14 protein-coding genes and 2 pseudogenes are annotated in these 20472 nt (G+C 58.4%); 11 read left to right on the plus strand and 5 right to left on the minus strand.

What is annotated here, in order from left to right; translation table 11 throughout:
• Positions 1–33: 33 nt before the first annotated feature.
• Positions 34–1005 (plus strand): LysR substrate-binding domain-containing protein, encoded by a 972-nt coding sequence (locus NKH93_RS31355; protein ID WP_352974984.1) that lies wholly within the window; start codon positions 34–36, stop codon positions 1003–1005.
• A 203-nt stretch (positions 1006–1208) separates the two neighbouring features.
• Here the strand turns inward: NKH93_RS31355 and NKH93_RS31360 are convergent.
• A pseudogene (locus NKH93_RS31360) lies at positions 1209–2148 on the minus strand (IS5 family transposase).
• Between the two features lie 584 nt (positions 2149–2732).
• Positions 2733–3521, minus strand: a pseudogene (locus NKH93_RS31365) (site-specific integrase); the annotation flags it as partial.
• Between the two features lie 32 nt (positions 3522–3553).
• Here NKH93_RS31365 and NKH93_RS31370 point away from each other — a divergent pair.
• Entirely contained in the window at positions 3554–4330 is a 777-nt protein-coding gene (locus tag NKH93_RS31370; RefSeq protein ID WP_352820204.1) for a hypothetical protein, read from the plus strand.
• Positions 4331–4408: 78 nt separating this feature from the next.
• Positions 4409–5026, plus strand: coding sequence for a hypothetical protein (locus NKH93_RS31375; RefSeq protein ID WP_352974985.1), 618 nt, complete (start codon positions 4409–4411; stop codon positions 5024–5026).
• Between the two features lie 107 nt (positions 5027–5133).
• On the opposite strand, the gene NKH93_RS31380 is transcribed toward NKH93_RS31375, so the two are convergent.
• Positions 5134–6432 carry a hypothetical protein gene (locus NKH93_RS31380; RefSeq protein WP_352974986.1) on the minus strand — a complete coding sequence of 433 codons (1299 nt, stop codon included), beginning with the start codon at positions 6430–6432 and terminating at the stop codon, positions 5134–5136.
• Between the two features lie 124 nt (positions 6433–6556).
• Here NKH93_RS31380 and NKH93_RS31385 point away from each other — a divergent pair, with 124 nt between their 5' ends.
• Genes NKH93_RS31385 through NKH93_RS31405 form a run of 5 tightly spaced genes read left to right on the plus strand, consistent with a single transcriptional unit; the run spans position 6557 to position 11308 of the window.
• Positions 6557–6853 carry a hypothetical protein gene (locus NKH93_RS31385; protein WP_352508297.1) on the plus strand — a complete coding sequence of 99 codons (297 nt, stop codon included), beginning with the start codon at positions 6557–6559 and terminating at the stop codon, positions 6851–6853.
• Positions 6843–7433 carry a type II toxin-antitoxin system VapC family toxin gene (locus tag NKH93_RS31390; RefSeq protein WP_352508298.1) on the plus strand — a complete coding sequence of 197 codons (591 nt, stop codon included), beginning with the start codon at positions 6843–6845 and terminating at the stop codon, positions 7431–7433. The genes NKH93_RS31385 and NKH93_RS31390 overlap by 11 nt, the downstream gene beginning before the upstream one ends.
• The gene (locus tag NKH93_RS31395) at positions 7430–8809 is read left to right on the plus strand and encodes a hypothetical protein (RefSeq protein ID WP_352508299.1); all 1380 of its coding nucleotides are present in this window, start codon (positions 7430–7432) and stop codon (positions 8807–8809) included. Before NKH93_RS31390 ends, NKH93_RS31395 begins: the two co-directional genes overlap by 4 nt.
• On the plus strand, positions 8799–10460 hold the full coding sequence (locus tag NKH93_RS31400) for an AAA family ATPase (protein ID WP_352508300.1): 1662 nt from the start codon (positions 8799–8801) through the stop codon (positions 10458–10460). Before NKH93_RS31395 ends, NKH93_RS31400 begins: the two co-directional genes overlap by 11 nt.
• Before the next feature lie 44 nt (positions 10461–10504).
• Positions 10505–11308: an HNH endonuclease gene (locus tag NKH93_RS31405; protein WP_352935546.1), complete on the plus strand. Its 804-nt coding sequence runs from the start codon at positions 10505–10507 to the stop codon at positions 11306–11308.
• A 622-nt stretch (positions 11309–11930) separates the two neighbouring features.
• Here the strand turns inward: NKH93_RS31405 and NKH93_RS31410 are convergent.
• Entirely contained in the window at positions 11931–14540 is a 2610-nt protein-coding gene (locus NKH93_RS31410; protein WP_352974987.1) for a DEAD/DEAH box helicase, read from the minus strand.
• Positions 14537–15592, minus strand: a complete 1056-nt coding sequence (locus tag NKH93_RS31415; protein WP_352508304.1) for a HamA C-terminal domain-containing protein — start codon at positions 15590–15592, stop codon at positions 14537–14539. Before NKH93_RS31415 ends, NKH93_RS31410 begins: the two co-directional genes overlap by 4 nt.
• 253 nt (positions 15593–15845) lie before the next feature.
• On the opposite strand from NKH93_RS31415, the gene NKH93_RS31420 reads away from it, so the two are divergent.
• The 3 genes from NKH93_RS31420 to NKH93_RS31430 are packed head-to-tail and all read left to right on the plus strand — an operon-like array spanning position 15846 to position 20356.
• The gene (locus NKH93_RS31420) at positions 15846–17054 is read left to right on the plus strand and encodes a T6SS phospholipase effector Tle1-like catalytic domain-containing protein (protein WP_352508305.1); all 1209 of its coding nucleotides are present in this window, start codon (positions 15846–15848) and stop codon (positions 17052–17054) included.
• 48 nt (positions 17055–17102) lie between these two features.
• Entirely contained in the window at positions 17103–19037 is a 1935-nt protein-coding gene (locus NKH93_RS31425) for a gluzincin family metallopeptidase (RefSeq protein ID WP_352619023.1), read from the plus strand.
• Positions 19019–20356, plus strand: a complete 1338-nt coding sequence (locus tag NKH93_RS31430; protein WP_352508307.1) for a ComEC/Rec2 family competence protein — start codon at positions 19019–19021, stop codon at positions 20354–20356. Before NKH93_RS31425 ends, NKH93_RS31430 begins: the two co-directional genes overlap by 19 nt.
• The last annotated feature ends 116 nt before the right edge of the window (positions 20357–20472 follow it).

Here is a 20472-nt window from a genome sequence, read left to right on the forward strand (position 1 = left end):
ACGAGGACGAGGTCAGACATCAAGTTCAATTCGATGACGCATTTCGAGGCAGTCGCGCGGCTCGGCGGCGTGGCAAAGGCCGCTCAGGAATTGCAGGTGACACCTTCGGCGGTTAGCCAGCAGCTGCGGCTGCTCGAACACCAACTCGGGGTGCGGCTTTTTCAGCGCGAAAAGCGCCATCTCTCGCTCACGATCGACGGTGAGCGGCTCTTCCAGACCACGACCCAGGCTTTCGAATCCATACGCGAGGTGCGTAATGCCATTGTGCGGCAGCGCGAAAGCTTCCAGCTTAGCCTGCGCGTCAGTCCTTCCTTCGGCGAGAAATGGCTGGCGCCGCGGTTGGCCGAGTTCAGCAAGGGCTATCCGAGCTGGAATTTGCGCGTCGACGCCACGCCCAATTTCTCGGATTTCGAAACGGAGGTCATCGATCTCGATCTTCGTTATGGCGACGGCGGCTGGGCCGGCCTTTATTCGGATTGCGTCGTCAACGATCTGATCCTGCCGATGTGCTCGCCTTCCTATCTTGCCGAACTGCGCGCGATCTCACCGGATCCGCACGAGCAGCTTCGCCATGCGCGGTTGATCGACAGTGTGAAGGCCTATTTCCGGTGGGATTATTGGCTGCCGTGCAACGGTATCCAGGGCGCCCGCATGACGTATCCCTATCGTTTCGACCGTTCGTCAATGTCGGTTCAACTGGCGAAGGACGGTGCAGGTGTGGTCCTGGAAAGCACATCCATCGCATTCGAGGACCTGGTGTCGGGTTCTCTGGTTCCGGTCTCGATAGAGTTCGAGGTCATCGAGTTTCCGGGATACTGGCTGGTCTGTCCTTCGCGGCATATGAACCGGCGCGCGGTTCGCCTGTTTTCGGACTGGGTGTCACGCGTGGGTAAGCGCGACACCGATCTGGCTAGCCGGTTTCTGGCGGATAAGCAACTGCGCATATCGTTCGAACGACGGCCTCATTTCGGGGCACGGGATGACAAAGCGGCGCCAATGGCGTGAACAGTTCGGCGTTCAAGACATGGCAAGACGAAGATTGACAGCACGTTGCGGTTGAGGAGCTGGCAAAACGCAGGCTGTGTGCAAGCGAATGGGTTGGCCCCGCTTTTCATTTTCCGCGTAGCCTGTGCCTGCGGCTGCCCGCGCCACAAGGCGTTGGTGCACAAATGTGGCATTAGGCACAATCAGCTCTTTGATGCCGCCTGCTATGTCGGCCTTGCCGGGCTGCGAACGGACTCCGGGCGTGCGCACGCCGTCATGCGGTTGAGAACGGCGCAGCCGATGGCGACCTCGGTCTGCTGAGCCGAAAAGGAGCGGGCTCGCAGGCGACGTCCGATCAGCCCCTTGTAGCGCCCGACGGCGGTCTCGATCAGGGCGCGCTTGCCATAGCCGGTGGACGCCTGCCAATTCAGCCTTCCATCATTGGCGATCGCCGTGATGTGACCGTCCCTTTGACCGGGTGGTCCGGTGTCATCACTCTCCACGGCCGTTGAACGTGGCGGGATGACTATCCTTGCGGTGACGCTGTGTTGCAGCACCGCGCAGTAGGTGGGACCGCTATCATATGCTCCGTCGGCCGTGAATTGGTCGATCTCTGCATCGATCCGGTCGAGCAGCGGCTTCACCTGCGAGGGATCGTCGCCGTCCTGGTCGGTCAGACAATGGGCGATGATCTCGCCGCTGTCGGCATTGAGAACCAAATGCAGCTTGCGCCAGGTCCGGCGTGATCTGGCACCGTGCTTGTCTTCCAGCCATTGGCCGGCGCCGTAGACTTTCAAATCCGGTGCTATCGATCAGCACATGCAGCGGACCGTCCTCGGGATGCCGCTGCCGCTTGGCCGATGGTTCCCATATCTGCGCCCGGCGGCTTAGCGTCGTGTGATCGGGAACCGGTAGATCAAGCCCCATCAGATCGAGCAGCGAGGTCGCCAATCCCTCGCTCTGGCGCAGACGAAGCCCGAAGACGCATCCCAGTGTCAAGACCGCCTCGATGGCGAGATCGGAATAGCGGGGCTGGCCGCTGCGGGTCGTTCTTCGCGGCGCATGCCACCTGGCCAAGGCTTCTTCTGTCAACCACAGCGTCAGACTGCCGCGCCGCCGAAGGCCCGCCTCGTATTCCGGCCAGTTTGTCACCTTGAATTTCATCTTCGCGACTCGGTGACGGCGGCTGGCATTGACGGCAGGGGCGGCGCACCATGGTCACGGCCGATACCCCCGCCATGTGGCTCGTGCTGGAAGCCCTCGGCCCAATGTCAGCTAAACAGATGACGGCCACCGGAGAGCATCTGATGGGACTTATCCCAGCGTTGTGCCCGGGGTGCGCGAATCGAAACCGCGCGGATCGACGAGTCCACTACATCTCGTGTCCCTTAGGGCATGGCCCCACCTTCCGGAAAAACACCCCACTCAGCCCTGTCCGGATCTGGCGCTCCTTGCTCGCTCCGCTGGCCTACACAGTTGATTGCGAACGACCCAGAACGGCTCTCGAAAACGAGCGTCGAACGAAATCAGATCACCGTTTGTTCTCCCTTAGCGTTGTTTGGCGTACTTTTATCGCGATGCCCTCTTGTGGGCCGTGCCATAACGCAGTTGATGATCATGCCTGACTACGAAGCGTCGGCCGCCGATAGTCTGGATACAGCGCTCGCTGTGCTCGATGAGGTATTGTTATCGCCTGAGATCTGACCGCCTCATCCCAGCGGACAAAACGGGGCAGGGAGGGGGGCTTTTCAGAGCCCGGACGCCTTGGTGAGATTGACGCGGAAACGATCGCGCCGGCGCTGATACTTTCGCGTCATCTCGGCCGAGGCGTGACCGAGCTGCTTTTGCACATAGCGTTCGTCGACCTCGGCCGAGGACGCGAGGCCGGCGCGCAGCGAATGGCCAGCAAACTTTTGACCGCGTTCGCCCTCCGACAGATCGCCACGCACGCCGGCTGCGAGCGCCGTGCGCTTGACCAGGCGTGCGACCTCCTGGTCGTTAAGCCGATCGGCGCCGACTCTTTTGTCTTGCCCTATTACCCTTCGGAACAAAGGGCCATGGCCGATCCGCGCCAGCTTCAGCCAGGTTTGCAGCGCGACCACCGGGCAGGTGGCGTCGGAGGAGCCGCGGCCGACCTCGACCTCGCGCCAACCGGTTTTGCCGCGCAGGGTCACCAGCACGCCCTTGTCAGGAAAAAACTCAATCCAGCCAGAAGAATCCTCGGTCTGGTCGCGACCAATGTCGAGGCCGACGATTTCGGATCGGCGAAGGCCGCCGGCGAAACCCAAAAGCAGCATGGCGCGGTCGCGCAGACCACGCAGCGTGCCGCGGTCGAGGGTCTCGAGCATGGCGATCAGATCCTCGGGCAGGATCGCTTCCTTCTGCCGGGGAGGGGAGGCGTGGGTGTTGCGAACGCCAGCCATCACCGTGGCGATATGCCGGTCCTTGCGGTCCAGCGGCTGGCCGCGCTGGGCAAAATTCCACGAGAGCGACGAAAGCGGGCGCTCGATGGTTGAAACGGTGTTGGGCCTTTTGTCGTCTCACCGAGTACATCGTTCGCCGAAAGGTCGTGCTCGATTTCATCGAGATCCTGCTGGAGAAGGTCCGCGACGATACGCGTGACAGCAGCTATCAGCGCGAAGACATTTTGCACTCGTTCATCTGTCCTCTGCGGGTCAACACCCTAGCCGATGGCGCCAGAAAGGTAGTGCCGGCGGCGTCGCACGACCTCTGGATCATCGATGAGCGATTGACCTTCGCCCAGTATTTCAGCTCGGATGAGGAATTCCAGAATCTCTCTGATGCAGTCGCCAGCGACGAGCGGCCGGATGTTCTGATTTTCGATCACGTACACGGCCTGCGCCAGACCGAGGATCCCTCGCGCGTGCTGCTCGTTGAGTTCAAGCGCCCGGGACGAACCAGCTATGCCGCGGACGAGAACCCCCAGCATCAGGTCGAGCGCTATGTGCGCCGGCTGCTTGAAGGGGGGAAGCTTGACGTCAAGGGGCGCCCCATAAAGCTGAAGGAGGACACGGTTTTCTATTGCTTCATAGTTGCCGACATCGTGGGCAAAATGGACGACTGGACCTATTCGTGGGACCGCACTGCCGACGGGAGAGGGCGCTACTACCAGCCCCGTTCGGGTTTTAAAGGGTCGATCGAGCTCATCGGGTGGGACACACTCCTCAGTGACGCCAGAGAGCGGAATCAGGCATTCTTCGATCGCGCCGGCATTTCTGGAAAGAGCTTCTTTGTGGAAACGCAGGAAACATCCCATCAGCGTCTTCGGGCCGAGGACGAACACGCTGCAAACGCGATCTCACTAGCTGACGCGGCAACGGTTTGATCGTCGTCTCTCCACCGTGCTGCCAGATAGCTCGAGTCCGATGAACGCTGCGGGATTTTGTGTTTGAGGGGAGACAAGATGGGCTTGATGAATCTCAGTGACCGCGAGAAACAGGCTATTGGAGCCATCGACAGCGGGGCGCTTCACGACCTGGTTGACCAGGCCATCAGGTCAGAGCAACTCGGAAAACTCAGCAATCTACCGCTCTACAACTGCGGAGAATACGTGGCCACCAAGCTCCGATACTTCGATCAAGCGCTTGCGGCATACAGGATCGCGAAATCTGCGAAGAAGCGGGAAGGAATTCTACATTCTATTCGTAAAGCCGGCAGTGATCTGACTTTTGCATTCGGTCAGATGAAGCAGCGCTTGGAGGTCGAGGAACGCGAAAGCCAGTTGTTCTTCATCTACGATCCGACGATTGCTCCGTTTCGTCTGACCCAGGACATGCAGGTTCGTGTCAGCTACAAGTGGCGCCGAACGATCGAGGATGAGTGGACTTCCGGTTCCATCATCTTCAAACACAAGGTCCAGCCCCGTTTCGACTATCATACGATCGCTCAGCCCAAGTCTAAGGGCAAGCCGAGCGCCAGGGAAGCTTGCGGAGGACCGCGAGACCGATCTGCTACGCGAATGGGAGCACCTCGAGCAGCTGGCTCATTGGTCAGTGCGCGACTATTTTGGGGCGGGTCATGACAGGGGGGGTATCCCCGGTGAGTTTGAGGTCAGGCTCGGTGACGGTGACCACCTGAACAATTTCAGCGCTGATTTCTGGGGGGGCAAAGCCAACACTTGAAGCTTAGTCAGCTCTCCATGGCCTTTTCTGCCGCAAATTTGCCAGCTCTCCACGTGTTGTGGACGAGCCAGTCTTCGGCAAGAAAGAACTCTCCACCCAGCACCTCAGCCCCCTCGGTCACGAGGCGCCGCTTCATTGCATCCTCGCCTACGATCGCCGTCTTGGCGTTAGAATACGGTGCGGCATCTGGGACGGGATGAGGGTACTTTATCACCCACTTGAATTGCCCCTGTGGGTATGCACTTTGGATCTGGTCGCGACGGGCCGCGGGGCTGCGGGAGAAACCGACCTTAATGATGGCGCGGCCATCAACGTCGGCGGGTGAACGCCCGAGATAGGCCGATGTATCGCCGCTGAGCTCCAATATGTAGAGATGCTTGGGGCCATCGGTTTCGCCAACCCAGTACGGTTCGGTCGCGGGTGGGATCGCGCGACTTGGCGACAAAGCGGACTCGAGCGTCTGGATTGTGCCGTTGACGCGGCTCCCTTGGCCATAGACGGGCACCTCATAGACATCGAGTTGCATGAGATGCTCGGCTTCAACTGGGTCAACCTGGACACCACTAGATCCGATGTATTCGGCGTGCGCGCTCGCATACGCGGCTGGAAACAACTGCTCGACAGGTTTCCACTCCTCCTGGACGACCCGCCATGCGCGGGTTGCCTGCACGGCGAACAGCCATTTGCCTCTCGAGGCAGGGTCCATTTCCTTCTCGGCCCAGCGGTCGCCGGCGATGAACTGACTGGCATGGCCGGCGTTGTGGGAAACCTCGAGGAGGCCCACGACCTTGCCCCGCATCTCCTCGGGCCCCTTGCCCTTGGTAACGTAGATCGCCACCAATGCATTGGGAGTGGATAATCTCAGATAGCGGTTGCGCTTGGCCTCGTCGGCAAAGCCGATGCAGCCCCAACTCGCGGGGTCAAACCCCCAAAAAGAGGTCAGCCAAATATCACGGCCGCTCGGAAGTCTGTCGACGTCAGGAGCCAGGTCTGGAATCGATCGCCAGTCGAAGGCGAAGACCTCACGTTGTGCGGCATCGATGTCGATATCGCCCAAGGCTCCGCGGATATACGCCATGGCGTCAGGCTCCGGATGCCTCTCGCCGCGCTTGACTAGAATCGTCGTGAGCGGCGGCAGTCCGCGATCATGCAAAGCGTGCAGGACGACCTCCAGATTCTTGCCCAGACCGCGACCTGTCGGATGGTTCCAACCGACGGCGTCCCCCACCTGCTGATATGTCGCACGCGTTTGCCGCACCGCTTTTTCCGCAAGGAAGCGTGCAATTTCGGCTTGCATAGAATCCATCGATCCCCCAATCGATCACTATGGTAAGTGTGCTTCAGGTGCCTACGTCCCGAAGGCCAGCGGCTACTAAGCCTTGCTTATGCGTTCAACGCAATCTATATTCTGTTGAACACAGGAGGTTCCGATGGCCGCGCAAACACGGACCGCTTCAGAAAGCGAAGCAAAGGTCGCATCGACCCGCAATAAGCTTGTACTCGAGCAAGCGAAAGCCGCCGGACTGCTCGGCGCGGCGAAGAATACCCGTCTTTCGGGGCGAGTGCCTTCGGAGTTGATCGAGGCGGCCAAGAAGCGCGCTCATGTCACCTCGGACACGGAGCTGTTGGAATTGGCGCTGTCGCGCCTGGCTCTCGAAGATGACTTTGGCGCCGGCTTGGTCGGACGCAAGGGCAGCATCCCGGCGGACATAGATCTTGGGTTTTGATCTTTCCGAGGCCCTCCGATCGCTCAAGCCGCAAAAGTACACCGGAACGCTGGAGCGTAGGGCCGATGATGATCTCCCATGGGTTGCAAACGAACCCGCGATCGGGGGACCAGTGTTTCTGGATACGTGCGTCTATCTGGATGTCCTGCAAGGACGAGCACCGGTTGAAGTCGATACGCTGCTTACCTATCGCCGATGCCACCATTCCGCGGTCTGCCTTTCTGAGCTGACCCACGCCTTTGGCCGGCTCGACCCAAAGCATGCCTCCACAAAAGCTGTCCTCGAGACAATCAAAGCCACGGTGGAGGACATTCCGGACCACCGTCTTCATGACCCGGATGCAGCGATGTGGGGACAGGCCGGTGTGTTGGCTGGCTTGCTCTGCCGGCTGAGCAATCTGCCCAAGGGGGAGGGGCACGAGCGCCGCTTCGTAAATGACGCCCTCGTATTCCTGCAGGCGCGTCAGTTGGGGGCGGGCGTGCTGACCGGCAACGTCCGCGATTTTGATTTCCTTACCCAGATTCTGCCGACCGGACGGATCATTCTCTATCGAGCTCCGCCGGGACCGCAGACATCATGAACGTCACGGTCGGCCCTCCTGTCGATATTCTCCACGAACTGGAACAGCTGGGTCGGGCGCCGGCGACTGACGTTAATCACCTGCAGAACACTCCGGCGTTTCTGCGTTTTGCGGAGTTATGTCAAACTCGATACCCCCAGATTAGATCTGGCTCCATGCTGCGACTTTCGCTTGCCTCAGCATTGCGGCAGCTCGGCTTGGCCTGTCTCGTCGGTGGCCAGGGTTCTGGGTTGGCAGCGAGTGCGGCCGAAATATCGGATGGCCTCGACAAAGCCATCCGGAGCACGGCATCGAGGCGACTGCACCTGTGCCCGCTCGATCTGGCATCGCGCCTTCCGACGATCTCCTTCGGTCCAAATCAGGTGCGGTGCTTTTCGGCGACGGAGCTTGAGGAGCTTTTCGACGTTTTGCGTCTTCATCGGGCGAACCAGAACTGGTCGTTCGATAGCAAACGCTTCTCCGAGTTCAATTGGCTCGTCGTCGACGAGAAGGTTTCCCACGACGACATGGGTCCCGACGGGAGAACACTGCCCGGCCTGTTCGTGAATCTTAGCCAGGATTTTGGACGAATCGAACCGCACAAAACTAGCCTCCCTTCATCTGTCGAAGCTGCGCTTTTTGGACTCCTCACAATCCCCTGGGAGCAGATCGCTGAATACAAGGACATGGAATGGCGTGGTTTTAGAGTTCCTTGGGTCTACACCGTCGACTCTGACGTGTTTGCTCGTCGGGTTCCGCCACCTTCTCCAGACAGCCTGAGCTGGGAGCCTGCATGGCAGTTCGATGTCAATGGCGACGAGCATGAATATGAAGCGCCGGTCGCCTATCCGCTAAATGATGACAGCGACAGCGCAATTACCTGGCTGACCGACGACGCGTGGAGTGACATTGTAGCGGCGCGCCGGACGACGTTGTTCGACCGTCCTGTTGCGCACTTCTTTGTCCGTGGATTTCAATCAGAAGCCATCGACGAGTTTCTTGCCCATATTTCAACGATCGAGGCGGCGCTCGGCTTGCCTTTGGACCATGACCCACGCGCCCGAAAAAAGATCGAAGGAAAGAATCCCGGCGCGACGCGCCGGGCCACGCTTCGCATTTCCGGACTGCTCAACGATGGTTCGTTTGGGAACGCCTATTCCAAGCTTTTCGGGCTTAGGAGCGATTTCCTACACGGGAGGCCGATGGCGGACATATCCGGGAACGATAGACGAAGTGCCAGAGAACTCGCTCGCAAGGTGGTGTGCGGGCTTATTGGCGCCGTATCGTCGGATCCGATGGTGAACCGCGAACAACTCCTTGATGGCTTCCTGGATAGGGGGAGCCAGCTAAGCCAGCACGGCGGACCGCCCGCAAGTGAGGCTGCCCATGGCCATTAGCGTCTTGCCCCCGAGCCGCCAGGGCGTGCAGAGTTTTGCAACAAAGTTCGCGCTGCAGCAGGACAGATGGAACGATTTTTCCTTCATGACGCTGTATCACCTCTACTATCAGGTCGAGGGAAGCCCTCCTACTTTGATCGGGCCGGTCAAGATTCTACGGCGAGGCCAAACCACGCAAGACGGCATCCTGATCACCGAACCATTCGACCGCCTTCCGCCTGACTTCGGCTCTGTTGGCAGCTCACTCGACTATTACCAGCGGCTCAATGAGATTGCTGGGGAGGACCGAGATGAGATTCTGGGCTCGTTGAACGACGTCGTTGCCAACTCGCAACTAGAGCCGCTATTCAGCCAGGAGGAAGGCTGGCGAATATCTCTGTTCCGCGACAATCCGGAACCCGAGGGCTTCCTTTCCGATGCTAGACAGATTCACTCTCGCAATGCCAGCGAGGTTCCAGACCTCCATCTGTCGTTCACATTCCATCCGGCCGGATGGGCGGCGCCGATCCAGCTCTATTTCGATGCGCCGAGCCCACTGTTTTATTTCGGCCCGACACGCGAACTTGGCCCCAGCAAGCGCAAGGTCTTGCTCCCACGGCGAGTGATGGTGCTGATTGGACGCAACGGATCGGGCAAGAGCACCTTCCTATCGCGCATCGCACGGGTCGCGTTTGCGTCGCCATCGGACAGAACGTGGCCTCAGTTGACCGCCGTCGGCGTGTTCGATCCACCGTCAATTGGCTTCATGCGCATTATCGCGGTTTCGTACAGCGCGTTCGAGAACTTCTCCGTGCCCGGGTTGTATGAGACTGAGCTCGAGCAGATCGCATCGGACATGGAGAGGGGAGGCGGTCGCTACGTCTACGCCGGCCTTCGCGACGTCGTTGCCGAAGTGCGAGAGCAATTGTCATCCGCACGGGCCAAGCCGACGGACGTGGATGAAAGAACTGTCCTGGACATCGAGGATCGACGATCGAGTACGAAACTGAAGTCGCTCGAGCAGCTCGCTGACGAGTTTGTTCGCCTAATCGGGCAGATCGCGGAGCATGGAGATGATGCGCTGTTCGATGCTGCTCTTGCGCTGGTGCTCGCCGACGCCTCGTTTGCCGATGTTGCCGGGACGGATCGACAGGCTCTGCTTGGTGCCAATCCCCGTTCAAGCTTTCTCGGATGGAGCACAGGCCACAAAATCACGATGCATGCGATCGCCTCGCTGGTGGCACATACGACGAGAAAATCCCTCGTGCTCTTCGACGAGCCTGAGACACACCTTCATCCCCCGCTCATTGCAGCGGTCATGCACGCCTTGAGATTGGTACTGGAAGAAAAGAACGCGTTCGCAATCGTGGCAACGCATTCACCGGTGATCCTCCAGGAGACGTTGGCACTGCACGTGAGGGTCATAAGGCGGATCGGATCGGAATTTGAGGTCTTTATCCCGCCACGAGAGACATTCGGCGAGAACGTGGGAACCTTAACCCACGATACCTTCGGTCTGACTTCTGCCGCGACAGACTTTCATGGGATTCTTGATCTACTCATTCAGGCACACAATACAATCGAGGACGTGAACCAGCATTTTCGGCCGGGCCTTAGCGGGCAGGCGCTCGCATACGTGCTTGCGGGCCTCGCCCGGAAGGCTCGCCAGTGAGAACCCTGCCATGTCCTTCTCGCGAGGAGGCGCAAGCCTACCTCGTGCGCGCTATCGAGACCTACGTTCACGCCGGTATTGCGAAAGGCTATGCTGCGACCCAAGCTGAGATCGACAGCGTGATTGCCATCTACGACGCTTATGACGCGGGTTTGGGGGGCCCCGCGGAAATCCTAAAGGGCGGCGCGCTTCTTCAGCAGTTTCGCGACGCGATCTATAGCGGGTATGACTTCACCCAAGCGGGTGGCAAGTTAGCGTCGGTTCGAGCGTCGCTAATGGCAGGAATTGAGCTGTGCCCGATATGTGGAATTGCACCGCCGCGCCAACTGGATCACCATCTTCCGCGGTCAGATTACCATCCGTTGGCTGTTTATCCTCGCAATTTGGTGCCCCTTTGCCAAGAGTGTAATCAGTCGAAGAGCAAATCGGCTGCCCTAGAGCCTGCCCAGCAGTTCTTTCACCCCTATTTCGAAGCGGTTCCGGATACGTCATTCTTGCGAGCCGGCGTCACAATTGAAGGGGGCGGCCTGGTTGCTACGTTTGACATTGATCCAGCCGCTCCAATCGAAGCGCTAGTTAGCTCGCGCCTCTCATTTGTCTTGCAGCGCCTGAAACTCAACGAACGCTATGCGCGGGAGATCAATATCTATCTGACCAGTCAGGCGACCGCAGTTAGAATCCTGTTTGATAGTGCTGGCGCTGAGGGTGTCCGCAGCTATCTTCTTGCACAGGCAGATGTGGAGAGCCGAGAGTTTCACCTCAATCACTGGCGGCCCGTTCTGCTCCGAGCACTTGCAGCCCATGTCGGGTTCTGCGGTGGGGAATTTGCAGAGGTATTGCCAGCTTGATCCAAACAGTTCCCTTTTCGATCATGTCCGGCTTCCCGCGACGGCTGACCAGATCAGTTAGCTCACGTGCCACCCGGCGATCGGAGATCGAGCGAACACTTCGGCTTCTGACGGCCGCAACGGCGAGGTCGGAGCGTGGCGCTTCTCTACCGTCCGACTGGAACGACTTGGTGGTGTAAGATCAACGGGCGCAGTTCACCTCTCCTGTGATAGGTCTCTCGGCAATTGCTGTCATACGGCCGATTGGAAGATTGCTTCATCTCGCCCGGCGCATCCATGTCTAGGTCCGCGAGACGCGTTCCGATTGCAGCCGTGATCGCAGCGAATGCCGAAGCGAAGTTGCCATCAAATACGTATCCGAGCATACCGCCATGCTTGACGCGCTTGCCATACTGGCCCGTATGAATCGCATCATTCCCCGGGTGACTGCCAACCTTAAGCCTTAAGCCACACCTTCCCTCATAGGCACAGGAGCCGCCCCGGCACTTCTTGACGGGTGGCCCAGACAGGCCCCGGTGGCGGTAAGCGTCGAATTCCGATGCGCCCGTTTCTGGCCTCTGCAATGAGACCGCCAGGCAAGTTGGATGAGGGGCTGACAAGGCCTTTGGCCAAATAAGGCTGCCTAAGCGAAATTCTCCAATTCTATCAGCCCCAAGCTGAGCATCTCGTCGACGATCACCGAACTGATTTGGAGTTGAGTCACGTCTAGTTTGCGCAACCAGTCCCGCGCGTGCTGGACGCTCAAATCGGAGTTTGGGAAATGAGGCTCAAGCGCAGCGGCAGCGATCCGCGAAAGTCCAAGTTCCATGAAAGACCAACCAGACCTCGTACATACACCGAGCTCAAGCGCCAGTGAGAAGTCAAAGATTTCTTTGATCCGCGCTTCGAATCCGCAGTGCCGCAATGCCAAGGCCAGGACATCAATGTAGGCTTTTCCGAGTTGCACATACCGGAAGCGGATGACGTCCTCAATGAGGTCGAACTCCTTACGGATCACATCATTGATGTCGATCGGTTTCGGCCGACGTTTGCGTGACTTCGCATTCGATGCAATTTCATCCTCATAGGCCTTGATCTTTTTCGCAAGGGTTCGCTCTTCGCGCCGGATAGCGTCGGCAAGAAGAACGGGGTAGGGCGTGCCCTGCATCCATTTGACCGCGACGCCGGCGACCAATGCGGGGAACCTGCTGGCGGACAGATTCACCAGCCTCTGTGCACGCATGAAAATCGACTCATACGCTTTACGCGCCGGTAGATAGTCGTGCGGGTTGACTGGGATCAATCCGTCGATTTCGCCGGCTACGATCTTGCTGACCAATTCATTGAACAGGCGTTTCAACCCGAAAGGATCTACGGTCCAGTTTGTGGACAGCAGCGTCGCGGGCAGGCCGATCCCATCGCTCGCAGCTTGGGCCGCGACGACTAGGGCGTCGCGATCTTGTGCCGCGAACGAGGACAGGGATCGTGACGCAAAAAGAGCCACGTCGCCTCTGGCGGCTCTTGCTATGAGCAGGCCCGCAGCGGCGCGAACCTTCCCCGCCACCTCATCGCCAGGTACCATCCTTGGCAGTTCGCCGGCCAGAGCTTGTAGTATGGCGGATCCATGGTCGGCGGCGGCCTTTCCGAATGCAGGTTCGATCCGGTAGCCGACGAAGCTGTTCATCGGCTTATCCGGCCACTCGTCGTAGTCAACGAGAAAAACATTTCCAACGATGTCGGCCTTCATCCGACCTGCGCGTCCCGCAAAATTCCATAGAGCTGCCGGATCCAGCCGCGAGTTAGTCCCCCGCGTAGGCGTGTCGATGAAAACGTTGCGGGCGGGAAGGTTTACGCCTTGAAAAAGGGTCGTGGTACAAGCAAGGAATTTCAGCGCGCCGGACTTGAAGGCACTCTCAATAGACTCCCGCAGCAGCGTGGGCATCTTACCGTAGTGAAAGGCTACGCCACGCCGGACCAAGGCGGCGAGAGCATATCGGGGATGGATGTGCTTTTCAATGAACTGCGCCAAATCTTCGAGCACCTTATCGCCGCTATCTCGGCAATCTTGGTGTAGCTGTAGTGCGACTGTTTCGGCGTCCTTGGGTCCCGTCGCATACACCAGAGAACCGCCTGTGCGTCCGAGCTCCAGCGCGACCGCTGCGAGACGGCTGGCGGGGTGGTCAAACCCTCGATGGCTCTGAACCACGCCTAACGATGTCGAGCCAAGAGCGGTTAGGAGTCGCAGACTGAGGGTCCTCGGCTCGGCCGCCCGGCTCACGAGGATGCGGTTCTGTATGACGGACGGCAGAAGCGAAACAGATGCTTTCAGTCCCTTCAGGCCGATGGAATCGGCGACGGTTTCGAAACCTTCCGCACCCGGCGCCAACAGGACCAGACGAGTGTCAGCCCGTCGGGCAATTGCCTGTTCGAGGCATTCCTGCAGGATCATTCCCCGGGCGCCGTCCGAAAAATTCTGCGCCTCATCGACGATCACCAAGTCGAAATCTATAGTTGAGACCGCCAGCAGAACTTGCAATCTTTCCTGGGTCAGAACGAATATTTGACGCTCGGGGGCCGCAGGGTCGATCGTTGGCACCGTCGAAACGCGAATGCCGACTTCATCGTTTAGCCGGCGCTGGATCGAGGCATAGACTTCCGAGAGAAGCGCACGTGTGGGCGCGACATAGACCGCCCGGAAGATGGCGGACCGTTCTGCGGTCCTGCAAAGGTGCTCGATGACTAGAAAGGACTTACCGGCCGATGTCGGCGCGGAAATAGCCAGCGCCGTATCCTGGCCAAGCCGATCCCAAGCACGTTTCTGGAAATCGGTAAGGGCAATTCGCTCGCTGCCGACGTCGATGCCATTTACCTCGCGTGAGATCGCCGCCCGTAGGGCCTGCCGAATTGTGGCGACTGGCTCATGCCGGGCTTCCGCGTACGTTAGGGCGGGGAAATTGCCTAGATCGGTCAAAAGGCGAAGGCTGGCGTCCACTGGAATGTCGTCGCGACCGATAAGAAGGGCGCCCAACGAGATCGCCTGGGCAAGCGCCCGCAGGGTCTCGTCGTCGGTCTGGGCGAACACCCCGGCGCAGTACATCAGGCGTAGTACATCCTGCCGATCCATCCCGCCACGGCGCGACTCTATCGTGTGGGGAAGTGTGGCAAAGGCGGCTTCCGCCTGAAGACGGTCGAAGTCGGATCGGAAGGCCTGGTGGGTCTCAAGCCGACGGGAAAGGTCCAGGGCGAAGGTCATGCGTCGGTGCTCTCGACCGGCGCGACGACGTCGAGATCCTCCGCCGACCCGGGTGCGTTCTCCTCCTCATCTTCAGACGCGGCTGGAATATCTTCGTGAGGAGGCTCCACTCCCATCGCCCGGTAAAAGGCTTTGCGAAGCACATTGACGTCCGGAACCGCCACAAGGAACAAAAGGGTCTTCGCGGTGTCAGCTCCTGACGCCTTGATATGCTTATTCGCCGCGCTGCGATGCCGTTTGTGATCTGTTCGGTAGAGGCCCGCGAAATGCTCCTCGTGCGCGTCCACGGGACCATCGGAGACGGGCAATTTGGCATTGAACCGGCGTTCGGAATAGCAGATCACTCCGACAGAACGTTCGCGTCTCGGTAGATCGGGTTTGCCGACGATGTCGAAGAAATCGAGCGCCGCTTCTCGGGCCGCGCCCTCCAGAGAGTCCAAATGCCCAAGGTCCGATACTAACTCATATTCGCGAAGGTACTGTTTCCGGTTGGCGAGAAATCCCGCGGCGGATTTGGCATAGTCCTTAAGGCCGGCGTTGGCGCTCCCGGCGAGCTTCGATTCCAGGAAAAAGATTGTCAGGGCGTCGCCTTCAAAAGTTGCGTGGATCCCGTCTAGGCCGTGGACCGGCATATTAGCGGAGGTTTTGAGCGCCATCTTTGCCGCGACCTGTGCCGCTGAAAGATGATGCTGAACGACGCAATAGGCGAGCACCTCGCCCAGTTCGCTAGCGCGCGACGGGCTGGTGGCGTTGAAGGTGATGAAGACGTCCCGCACGGCCTGATGCACCCGGGCGATCAATGTGAAATCCTTCTCGATCGCCGCCGTGTACTCGAGCCGCCGCTTTCGCGGCAGGGCATAGTACATGCACTGGCCCCACAGAAACTCCGCAAGGGCATCGATCTGCGGCTCGTCTTCGTTGAAACGCACATGAAGTAGTGCAGTCCGTGGCCCGTCGCCCTCGCATGGCGCGTCGTGCGCGACGGCGCAGGCGACATGCGCGCCTAACTTCGATGGATTGAGGAGGCTAGAGATCGCCTTTTGGATGTTCATGCCGGTGTTGCTGTCCAGGAAATAACTTGCACGCAGTGATTCGGATTACAGAATTCTAAAGGAGCGCAACAATTATCGCACTTCTATTCGCGATATGCTTCCGACCTGAGGCCTGTATTCGCAGGAAATGCGAGCCCCAAACGGAGTTTAGACTGCTTCGGGGAGGGCCCGACTCGAAAAACCGTGCTAGATGAAAGAAGTTCGAAGTCGTCCAGTTTAGTCTAGATACATCAGTGCGGGAGCGTAAAACAAGGTGGGGAAAAACATTGTCGTCTGCTGCGACGGTACGGGCAACCAGATCGAGCGCAATCTCTCGAACGTTTTGAAACTGTTCCGCATCCTGAAGAAGAATGAGGAACAGCGCGTCTATTACGACGCTGGCGTAGGCACGATCGGCGCCAGCAACGCATGGGCCCGTTGGCGGCAAAACACCAAATCGGTGTTTGAACTGGCCACGGGATATGGGCTCGACGCTGAAATCGCGGGCGCCTACGCATTCATCTGCCGGCACTACGTCGAAGGGGACGCAATTTTCCTCTTTGGCTTCAGCCGCGGTGCCTACACAGTCCGCGCCGTTGGGGGCCTGATCCACATGATCGGCCTGCTGCAGCCGGATCAGCTTAACATCGTTCGATATGCTGTAAGCTCCTATAAGCAGGCCAGCGACGAGAACGACCTAAACGTCGCCTGGCACTTCTCCAAAGTCTCTGGAGCCCGAGACGCTCGTATCAAATTTCTTGGTGTCTGGGATACGGTTGCGTCGGTCATCGTGCCGCGAAGGGACCGACTTCTGCCCCAGCTCCAGACACTGCCACATACAAGGACCAACCCGAGCGTCGAGGTCTTTCGCCACGCGATTGCGATCGATGAGCATCGTCGCATGTTCCGGCTGAACCGGTGGGTCGAACCACAGCCGTTTGTCGAAGATCCTTTCGACAAAACTGCGCCAGCAAAAGAGCAAGATATCAGGCAAGTCTGGTTCGCCGGGTGTCATTCGGATGTTGGTGGTGGCTATCCTGAAGAGGACGGCGCTATCTCTAAGTTTCCGCTCGACTGGATGATTGATGAAGCCACGGCGTTTGGACTGCAGATCAACTCTCGGATGCGGGAGCGCCTCGTCTTCGGAACAGGGGAGGGCGAGGGGAAGATGAACTTCGTGGGCCCGAATCCACTTGGGGCCGTGCACGATTCAGTGACGTGGGGCTGGAAGCCGCTCGAGTGGATTCCAAAATCGGTCAAATTGCGTGAATGGAAGCGAAAATCCGCCCTCGGTTTCTATCTTCCGCAGGCCGAGCCTCGCATGATCGAGAAACAGGAGCCGCGGCCGTTTGTTCATCAGTCGGTTCTGGATCGGAAGGCAGCCATCTTGGGATATAAGCCAGAGAATTTTCCAACGGCGTTCGATGTTGAGCCTTATGGTGACCTTATGAAAGATCGCCTGGCAAAAGAAGCCGGCAGTTAGGGTAGAGAGTCGTAACGTCTCCAAGTTCACGATTGCAGGGGGATGCAGATGGCGAAAAAGAGCAGTCCCGTTAAGAAGGGTGAAAAGGCTGTCGCGGTGGCCCTGTCACCTGCTGAGACGCGAGACGTCTACGCCTCTCGACGGTTCCTGGATGGGGTGACGCAGAAGAAGCTCGGCCTCAAGGTCCGCTTCGACACATATTACAAGGACCCCCTTGTCGCGAAGAATAATCCCGGCCTGGAAATCGATGACGATTTTTATGTGCCTTGGGAGCCACGCATTGGCGACGGCCCCACAAGTGCGAGGTTCGCTATTGTCGATTACGACAGCACCAGAAATACGTTGGAAGAACCGGCCAAATGGAGCGTCGGCGAGAAGGTTTTTCTCGATCCGAAGGGGCGTAGGATCGATCGAGCGTTAAAAGAAACCGCTCACTTCCGCCAGGTCAGCACTTGGGCAATTCTGCAAAGCACACTTGATTTCTTCGAGAGCCCAAGCGGCCTCGGCCGGCGCATCTCTTGGGCGTTCGAAGGCAATCGGCTTCTGGTCACGCCAAATGCCGGTTACGGCGCAAATGCCTATTATGATCGCCAGAGCAAATCGCTCCAGTTCTACTATTTTGACGACGACAACGGTCAGCGTATTCACACCTGCTTGTCCAGCGATATCGTCAATCACGAGTTTGGTCATGCACTGCTGGATGGCATTCGGCCTTATCTTCTGGAAGCGGTCTCACCACAGACAGGTGCCTTTCACGAATTCCTGGGGGACTTGACCGCAATCTTGATGACGCTGCGGAACAATTCGTTCCGTAAGGAGCTTGCGGCCAGGACCAAGGGCCACTTGAAGACGAAATCCGGTGACGAACTCATCGCATCTGTCGCCACAGAGTTCGGCAACGCCGTGTCAGGACAACCATACCTTCGTAGTGCGGGTAACGAGCATTTTCTGGGCGAATACAAGGATGAGATCGAACCTCACGCGCTCTCGGAGGTGATGACCGGAGCGATGTTCGACATCTTCGTTGCCTTGACCGAGCAATATCTCAAACGAGAGCGCAGCGACGGGGAGACACACACTCCGGCTCAATCGCTACAATATGCGGTCGCTCAGATGCAGATAATTGCCATCCAGGCGCTTGATCTTTTGCCGCCAGTCGAGGTTACGTTCAACGACTACGCGCGCGCTGTCTTGCGCAACCTCGCGATCGCAAACCCAACTGATCCCACCAACTATCGCGAGATGATCGCGGACATTTTCGTCCACCGCGAGATCATGACCGCAGAGGAGAGAACCGACCTACTGGTGCGCGCGCCCTTGTACGATCGGATGCCAGGAACAATTTCGCACGACCCGGAGCTTATCGGGAGTTCGCGTGCAGCGGCCTATCGCTATCTCGATGACAACCGCGACAAGCTCTTCATTCCCGACCATGTCGACATCATGGTCGATGAGGTCTTCACCTCCGAGAAGATGGTCGGTCCAGGCCTCTTCCAGCCCAAACAGATCATCCTCCAATATCTGTGGCGCGAGAACTTGGCGTTAGCGGGCACGCAGTTTGGCTCCTTTAGTGGCAAGACGACCAGCCTGCTCTGTGGCGGGACGATGGTCTTCGACGTCAATGGCAGCCTGCTTTATTGGGCGCGCAAGCCAGGCAGCGAACCCTTTGCCACCGCAAGCGTGGCGATGGAGAAGATAAAATCGCGCAAAAAACTCTTTGGCACCGAGCAGGTGGCCTTGGCTGAACTCGAGGCTGGCAAGCAGCGCAGGCAGGAGTATCTCGATGCACTTGCCAGACGCATCGAGGAGGGGATGGTTGGTGAAGAACTTGCCGGCCCCGAAGGTCTTGTTGGAAGCCTTACACCGCCACTGATCGCGCGCGAAGTTGACGGCTCAGTTCGGTTTGAGCTCTCGCCGCACTTTCATGTTTACGATGCCGATGATTCCAGCCTGGGAGCGCTTAGATGGCAAATGAGCTCCTGATCCGCCTTTATGATGTCGGTCTGGGCGACTGCATCTATGTTCGCATCCCCGGCAAAACCGACAAGAAGGAAGATGCATTCCATATGCTGATCGACTGCGGCACCTGGAGCGAAGGGAAGCTTCTTGCCGCAGCGATGAAACAGCTCGAGAGCGAGTTGCCAGACGCACAGGACGGAAAAAAGCGGCTCGATCTTGTCGTTGTCACGCACGAGCACAAGGATCACATAGCGGGCTTCGATCCCAAGCTATTCGAGAACATGAAGGTCGGCGCGGTTTGGATGAACTGCGCCATGGATCCCAAACATCCGCAGGCGGGAAAGACCCGAAAAATTAGAGGGGTCGCTGAGCAGGCCATGCGGGGGCTTGCCGCGCTTGGGCCGAGTCTGAGCCCTCGCGCAAGCGAGCTCTTGTCAGTTTTCCAGATTGACAACAAAGGCGCCATGCAGACCTTGCGCAAGACGCTGCTCGATGGCGGAGAGCCGACCTATGTGCATGCCGGCGAAACCAACGAAACACATGGCATTGAACTCCATAAAGCGAAAATCAACATCCTTGGCCCGGAGGCTGATTTCGATCGTTATTATCTCGGCGCGACCGCTCAGCGAACATTGAAGGGCGTGCTGGGAGCGGCCGCGTTCGACGCGGAAAAAGAGTTTGATGCCACTGCAAAAGCGCAAGAGCCGCCTTTGCCCCGCAATATCAGCCCGGCCTCTTTTCGCGCCCTTCGTGCCCGCATGCAGTCGAACGCTTTGGCATTCGCGGAACTGGATGGCACTTTGAAAAACAATTCCAGCATCGTTCTGCTGATCGAATGGAACAAGAAGCGCCTGCTGTTTATCGGGGACGCCGAATGGCACGGCGACTTCAAAGAGGGCAAGATGAATGGCTCATGGAACGTGATGTGGAACGAGCGCCGAGATCTGCTCGGCAAAACAGTCGACTTCCTCAAGATCGGCCATCATGGCAGTGAAAACAGCACACCCTGGGACATGGGCAAAGGAAAGCCCAGCGAAGCGACTGCGATCCTGGATGCAATCCTGCCGGTACCGGCGGCCGGCCAGCAGTCGAAAGCGACAGCGGTCGTGTCGACCGAACGAGGGAAATACCGCACGATTCCGCGCGGCCTGTTAATGACGGAAATTGCTCGGCGGGTTGGCGATACCCGAATTTACAAGCCTGATCTCGAACACTTCAAACCGAAGGATCCCGCGGACTTTGAGACCTATGAGAGGGAATGGCTGGATAAAGCTCAGCCATTACGCACTGACTTCGAGCGGATTAGGGAAGGAAAGGGCTTTATCGACGTGGTTTTGAGCTGACAATTACGGCGTGCACGCTGGCCAATTTTGTCAGCTATTGCACATGAACATAGGACATTTCGGTACCCATTGGCAGCTTCGCGCGTGAACTCGACTGAAGCCGATGTGCCGGCTGA

This window comes from Mesorhizobium sp. M0954, assembly GCF_040319155.1.
Taxonomy (GTDB): domain Bacteria; phylum Pseudomonadota; class Alphaproteobacteria; order Rhizobiales; family Rhizobiaceae; genus Mesorhizobium.

Coding starts and splice junctions, on each gene's coding strand:
- NKH93_RS31400 (WP_352508300.1), top strand. CDS start 8,799: ATGGCCATTAGCGTCTTGCCCCCGAGCCGCCAGGGCGTGCAGAGTTTT.
- NKH93_RS31395 (WP_352508299.1), top strand. CDS start 7,430: ATGAACGTCACGGTCGGCCCTCCTGTCGATATTCTCCACGAACTGGAA.
- NKH93_RS31385 (WP_352508297.1), top strand. CDS start 6,557: ATGGCCGCGCAAACACGGACCGCTTCAGAAAGCGAAGCAAAGGTCGCA.
- NKH93_RS31380 (WP_352974986.1), bottom strand. CDS start 6,432: ATGGATTCTATGCAAGCCGAAATTGCACGCTTCCTTGCGGAAAAAGCG.
- NKH93_RS31410 (WP_352974987.1), bottom strand. CDS start 14,540: ATGACCTTCGCCCTGGACCTTTCCCGTCGGCTTGAGACCCACCAGGCC.
- NKH93_RS31375 (WP_352974985.1), top strand. CDS start 4,409: ATGGGCTTGATGAATCTCAGTGACCGCGAGAAACAGGCTATTGGAGCC.
- NKH93_RS31415 (WP_352508304.1), bottom strand. CDS start 15,592: ATGAACATCCAAAAGGCGATCTCTAGCCTCCTCAATCCATCGAAGTTA.
- NKH93_RS31425 (WP_352619023.1), top strand. CDS start 17,103: ATGGCGAAAAAGAGCAGTCCCGTTAAGAAGGGTGAAAAGGCTGTCGCG.
- NKH93_RS31430 (WP_352508307.1), top strand. CDS start 19,019: ATGGCAAATGAGCTCCTGATCCGCCTTTATGATGTCGGTCTGGGCGAC.
- NKH93_RS31355 (WP_352974984.1), top strand. CDS start 34: ATGACGCATTTCGAGGCAGTCGCGCGGCTCGGCGGCGTGGCAAAGGCC.